This is a genomic window from Pseudoxanthomonas sp. LjRoot204_2 (assembly GCF_056175765.1).
On sequence record NZ_JBGFFG010000256.1, the window covers coordinates 1 to 4,900 of the forward strand.

9 protein-coding genes and 1 other RNA gene are annotated in these 4,900 nt (G+C 64.3%); 7 read left to right on the top strand and 3 right to left on the bottom strand.

The window, feature by feature from the left end; translation table 11 throughout:
- On the bottom strand, positions 1–202 hold a 202-nt coding region (locus AC04L7_RS12295), incomplete at its 3' end, for a transcriptional repressor (protein WP_475513101.1).
- A gap of 103 nt (positions 203–305) precedes the next feature.
- On the opposite strand from AC04L7_RS12295, the gene AC04L7_RS12300 reads away from it, so the two are divergent.
- Positions 306–698, top strand: coding sequence for an outer membrane protein assembly factor BamE (locus tag AC04L7_RS12300; protein ID WP_296280698.1), 393 nt, complete (start codon positions 306–308; stop codon positions 696–698).
- Between the two features lie 8 nt (positions 699–706).
- Here the strand turns inward: AC04L7_RS12300 and AC04L7_RS12305 are convergent, their stop codons facing one another.
- On the bottom strand, positions 707–964 hold the full coding sequence (locus tag AC04L7_RS12305) for an RnfH family protein (protein WP_475513102.1): 258 nt from the start codon (positions 962–964) through the stop codon (positions 707–709).
- Positions 957–1,385: a type II toxin-antitoxin system RatA family toxin gene (locus AC04L7_RS12310; RefSeq protein ID WP_296280700.1), complete on the bottom strand. Its 429-nt coding sequence runs from the start codon at positions 1,383–1,385 to the stop codon at positions 957–959. The genes AC04L7_RS12305 and AC04L7_RS12310 overlap by 8 nt, the downstream gene beginning before the upstream one ends.
- 41 nt (positions 1,386–1,426) lie before the next feature.
- Here AC04L7_RS12310 and smpB point away from each other — a divergent pair, with 41 nt between their 5' ends.
- From smpB to AC04L7_RS12340, 6 genes are all read left to right on the top strand, one after another.
- Positions 1,427–1,915: an SsrA-binding protein SmpB gene (smpB, locus tag AC04L7_RS12315; protein WP_435998353.1), complete on the top strand. Its 489-nt coding sequence runs from the start codon at positions 1,427–1,429 to the stop codon at positions 1,913–1,915.
- Positions 1,916–2,126: 211 nt separating this feature from the next.
- Positions 2,127–2,480: a transfer-messenger RNA gene (gene ssrA, locus AC04L7_RS12320) on the top strand.
- A gap of 163 nt (positions 2,481–2,643) precedes the next feature.
- The gene (locus tag AC04L7_RS12325; protein ID WP_435998348.1) at positions 2,644–3,867 is read left to right on the top strand and encodes a tyrosine-type recombinase/integrase; all 1,224 of its coding nucleotides are present in this window, start codon (positions 2,644–2,646) and stop codon (positions 3,865–3,867) included.
- 71 nt (positions 3,868–3,938) lie between these two features.
- Positions 3,939–4,133: a hypothetical protein gene (locus AC04L7_RS12330; protein WP_435998346.1), complete on the top strand. Its 195-nt coding sequence runs from the start codon at positions 3,939–3,941 to the stop codon at positions 4,131–4,133.
- A 246-nt stretch (positions 4,134–4,379) separates the two neighbouring features.
- Entirely contained in the window at positions 4,380–4,592 is a 213-nt protein-coding gene (locus tag AC04L7_RS12335; protein ID WP_435998344.1) for a hypothetical protein, read from the top strand.
- On the top strand, positions 4,589–4,813 hold the full coding sequence (locus AC04L7_RS12340) for a hypothetical protein (RefSeq protein ID WP_435998342.1): 225 nt from the start codon (positions 4,589–4,591) through the stop codon (positions 4,811–4,813). Before AC04L7_RS12335 ends, AC04L7_RS12340 begins: the two co-directional genes overlap by 4 nt.
- Positions 4,814–4,900 lie beyond the last annotated feature (87 nt).

Consider the following 4,900-nt stretch of genomic DNA (forward strand, 5'->3'; position numbering starts at 1 on the left):
GCACCAGGCCGGCGGCCTCGAACTGGGTCAGGACCCGATAAACCGTCGCCAGCCCGATTTCGTCGCCATGGTCCAGCAGCTGCCGGTAGATGTCTTCCGCGCTCAGATGATGCTGGGAGTTCTTCTGCTCCAGCAATTCCAGGATGCGCATGCGCGGATGGGTGACCTTGAGGCCGACTTTGCGAAGGTCCTGCGATTCCATGGCGTCTCCGTTCAMTCTCGGTTTAGCGCCAGCTGCCTGAAGCTCGGTTGCGGCGGTCCGGGGGAGTGTATCATCGGCCCGGTTTCCCACCGTACCTGTCCCAATGCGCAAATTCCTGCTGGCTGCCGTTCTCGCTTCCGCCACCGCTGGCTGCGGCATCCTCTACAAGCAGCCGATCTACCAGGGCAACCTGATCGAGAAGACGGCCGTGGACCAGCTGCAGGCCGGGCAGACGAAGCAGCAGGTGCAGTCGTTGCTCGGCAGTCCGTCGATCGCCGACCCGTTCCATGCCGACCGCTGGGACTACACCGCGAGCAACCGCACCAATCGCCGCGGCACGACCGACATCAAGAACCTCACCCTGATCTTCAATGGCGACACGCTCGCCAGTTGGGAGGGCGAATATTTCCCCGAGGCGGACCTGCAACTTTCGCGCGACGTGCGCAAGTTCGGCCCCAACCTCGCCAAGGAAAAGAAGAAGGGCCGCCGCCGCTGAGGCGTCGCCTAGCCGCGCGCCCGACGACGGCGCGCTTCCTTCGGATCGATCTRCAACGGGCGCAGCACTTCCACGCGATCGTTGTCGTTGAGCACGGTGTCCGGCGTCGCGATCACGCCATGGATCGCCACGGCCGGATGAGCGGCTTCGGCAAATCCGCTGGCTGAAACCGCATCCGCTACGGTGGCACCGGGCGGGAGGCTGAGCACGACGGAGTCGAACCGGTGCGGCCATGCCCGGATCACCTCCACCCGCACGTCATTCACCGCGATCGGCGGCGCGCACGAAATCGTCCACCATCCGGTCGGCCAGTCCCTGGAAACCCAGCGCCATCGCCGGGGCCAGCAACCGGCTCGACGGCTCGAACTCCAGCGTCAGCGTGACCTTGCAGGCGGATTCGTCCAGTGCATGGAAATCCCAGCGCCCGTGCAGCTTGCGGAACGGCCCATCCACCAGGTTCATGTCGATGCGGTGCGGGCGGTCCAGCACGTTCTCGGTGGTGAACCAGGTCCTCAGCGAGCCGAACCCCAGGTCCAGCCGCGCGACCAGCCGCTGGTCGCCCTGCTCCCTCAGCTCGGCCGCACTGCACCAGTCGAAACGGCGCGGGTAGGCCGCCACGTCGTTGACCAGGTCGAACATCCGGGTGGCCGAGTGTTCGACCAGGGCGCTGCGGCGGATCGTGTGCATGTGGCTCGCGTAGGGTTCCGCCTTCGGCGACAATAGGAAGGATGGCAAAGAAACCGGACAAGAATAAAGCAACGGGCACGATCGCGCTGAACAAGCGCGCCCGTCACGAGTACCACCTCGAGCAGCGGCACGAAGCGGGCCTCGCCCTTCAGGGCTGGGAACTCAAGGCGATCCGCGCGGGCCGCGCCAACATCACCGAGGCCTACGCCATCATCCGTCAGGGCGAAATCTTCCTGTTCGGTGCGCAGATCACCCCGCTGATCCAGGCATCCAGCCACACGGTCGCCGACGATCGGCGCACGCGCAAACTGCTGTTGCACCGGAACGAAATCGACAGCCTCATCGGCAAGGTCGAGCGCGACGGCTACACCCTGGTGCCGACGTCGCTGTACTGGAAAGGCAACAAGGTGAAGGCCGAACTGGCACTGGCCAAGGGCAAGCAGACGCACGACAAGCGCGCCAGCGAGAAGGACCGCGACTGGGCCCGCGAGAAGTCCCGTGTCATGCGCCGGGACAACAAGGATGCGTGATTTCATCGCACAACGCGATGGAATCCCCAAGATTCGCTACGCAAATCTCGGGTCCCAACGCTTGCTTCCGATCCCCCATTCGCGCTGACGCGAGAATTCGCCCCCTTACCAAGGGGCTTGGCCTCACGAGGCTGAACATCGCCGTCGCTGCGCCTTGTGAAGCGAGGTAGCCGGCCCTACACTGCTATTCGTCAGGACGTTTCTGACTCCCGGGGGTGCACTGGCTTCGACGGGGGTTGCGAAGTTGCCTGGTGCATGCCGAGGGGGCAGCTTTCCTCGTAAATCCAGCGGCAAAACTCTAGTTGCCAACGACGACAACTACGCTCTCGCCGCTTAAGGCGTAAGCCCTGAAACTGCTTGTGTCCGTGCTCGCAGCGTAAGGTCATTATCACGGAATCGCCGGGAGTGGCTGCCTGTCAGCATCCGGTCAACCTAAAACAGGCTGGTCCTGCGGTGCGCTTCGCCCACCGTGCTGTCGCAGGACGAGATCCAACGGCGGGATAAGCATGTAGTACCGGGGATGGAGTACCTTCGGACGGCGGTTCAATTCCGCCCACCTCCACCAGTTACCCGTCTACGGACGGCTCAAGAAAGGCCGGAATCCCAGCAGTATCAAGGGTTCCGGCCTTTTTTGTTTCCATTGCCGTCCAGCCCCGGCTATTGCAATCCCCAATTCCTGGGGGTATCAACGGGGGTATCAGGGCCCTGCCCGACCCCGGATACCCCCAATGCGGCTCACCGATACCGCCGTCCGAAAGGCCAAGCCGACCGACAAGACACAACGACTGTTCGATGGCGGCGGCCTGTATCTGGAGATCACCCCAGCTGGCGGCAAGCGCTGGCGCCAGAAGTACCGCTTCACAGGCAAGGAGAAGCTCCTGGCGCATGGGACGTATCCCGATGTCAGCCTGGCCGAGGCCCGTGAACGCCGCGACAAGGCGCGCAAGCTGCTCGCCAACGGCGTGGACCCTGGCCAGCATCGGCAGGCAGAGAAGGCCGCCGGCGCCGAGCGCGCGGGCAATAGTTTCGAGGTCGTGGCCCGTGAGTGGCTGACGAAGCGCGACTGGGTGCCGAACTACACCGCCAAGGTGACCGCCTGGCTCGAGAAAGACGTCTTCCCGTACATCGGTGGCCGCCCTGTTGCCGAGCTGACCGCGCCCGAATTCCTGCGCGTGGGACGCAGGATCGAGGACCGCGGCGCCATCGAGAGCGCGCACCGCGTCCTGCAGAACTGCGGCCAGGTGATGCGATACGCCATCGCCACGGGCCGGGCAGACCGGAACCCCGTCGCTGACCTCAAGGGCGCGCTCGCACCGACGCCAGAGAAGCACCACGCTGCGATCGTCGACCCGGAGGGCATCGGTGCCCTACTTCGCGCCATCGACGGCTACAAGGGCAGCCACGTGACGCGCTGCGCGCTACAGCTGGCCCCGCTGCTGTTCGTGCGCCCCGGGGAACTCCGGCAGGCGGAATGGACAGAGATCGACCTGGATGCCGCGGAATGGAACATCCCCGCCAACAAGATGAAGATGCGCCAGCCTCACCTGGTTCCCCTCTCTCGACAGGCCATCGCCATCCTGGAAGAGCTGCAGCCGCTCACCAGTCGCTCCCAGTACGTCTTCCCCGGCGGCCGAAGCTCCAAGCGTCCGATGAGCGAGAACGCGCTGACGGCGGCGCTGCGCCGCATGGGATACGAGCAAGGCACGATGACCGTCCACGGCTTCCGGGCGATGGCGCGCACGATCCTGGACGAGGTTCTGCACTACCGCCCCGACTACATCGAACACCAGCTTGCGCACGCCGTGAAGGATCCCAACGGGCGCGCCTACAACCGCACGTCACACCTGCCCGAGCGCTGCAAGATGATGCAGGCCTGGGCGGACTACCTGGACCGGCGCCGCGCTGACACAGGCAAGGTCCTGGAGTTCAAGAAATCCGGCAGCCGCCGGTAACAAGCGGTGCGACGAGGGAGGGGCAATCTCCCTCGCCACACCTTCCACAACCGTTCGATAGGAGAACGACCATGGCAACTTCCATTATACAAACGCGCGATCAAGAGCGGTTCAACGCTGCTATCGCCAACGCACTCGCGCTGACCAGCATCCTCGAATCTGCGGCTGATGCCGGCGCCAAGATGGACGGCGATAGCCTTTCCCACGTTCTGGGGATGCTGCGAGTCGAGCTGAAGGACGCCGCGGGCGTCGCGGTCCGAGTTTGAATCATGGCCACCTTCAGGCAACGCGGACTGACCTGGCGCGCCGAGGTCTACAAACACGGCCACCGCGATTCAGCAACCTTCCCCAATCGGCAGCAGGCCGTCACCTGGGCGCAGCAGCGAGAGCGCGAACTATCGCTGCTTCCATCGGTAGCAGTTCGACCTCGCCTACCCGCAAATTCCGAGCGCGCCGCCGCGCGCGCCGCCGCAAGCGCGTTCTGCTCACTTCGGGCCGCATAGGAGATCGGCATGGCACTCTCACAAGAACAGCTCAAGGAGCTTGCAGCCGCGCTTACTGCGGCAATGGACGACATGCCAGCCATGCCGGTGGAACTCGTGTGCGCCACGGGCGAGATCTTCTCCGTCGATGCGCTGAAGCTTGCCCGCATCTACGACAAGGCGACCAACGGCCAGCGGCAGGCGCTAGATCAGATCGCAGCAGCATTCGAGGTGGCGCGATGACGGCCCAGATCATCCAGTTTCCGGAGCAAGCACGCGAGAACGTTGCAATGGGCCGCATCGTCCAGCGGGCGTGTGCACGGTTCGCGTGGACAGTAGACCTGTCGGAGGCCATTTCAATCTACCAGGAGAGCAAGCGAGGCGATCACGATCCTGCTTTGGAGGCGATCGCAAGGAAGGTCGCAAGTGAGCTCGGCGTCGAGCTTCGTCCGGAATTTGAATGATGGCAGCCAAGAAGCCCACGAGGAAAGCCCCCGCTGAGGCGGGGGCCGCGAGTACCGCTGGCGACCGCTTCATCACAAGGCGGGATG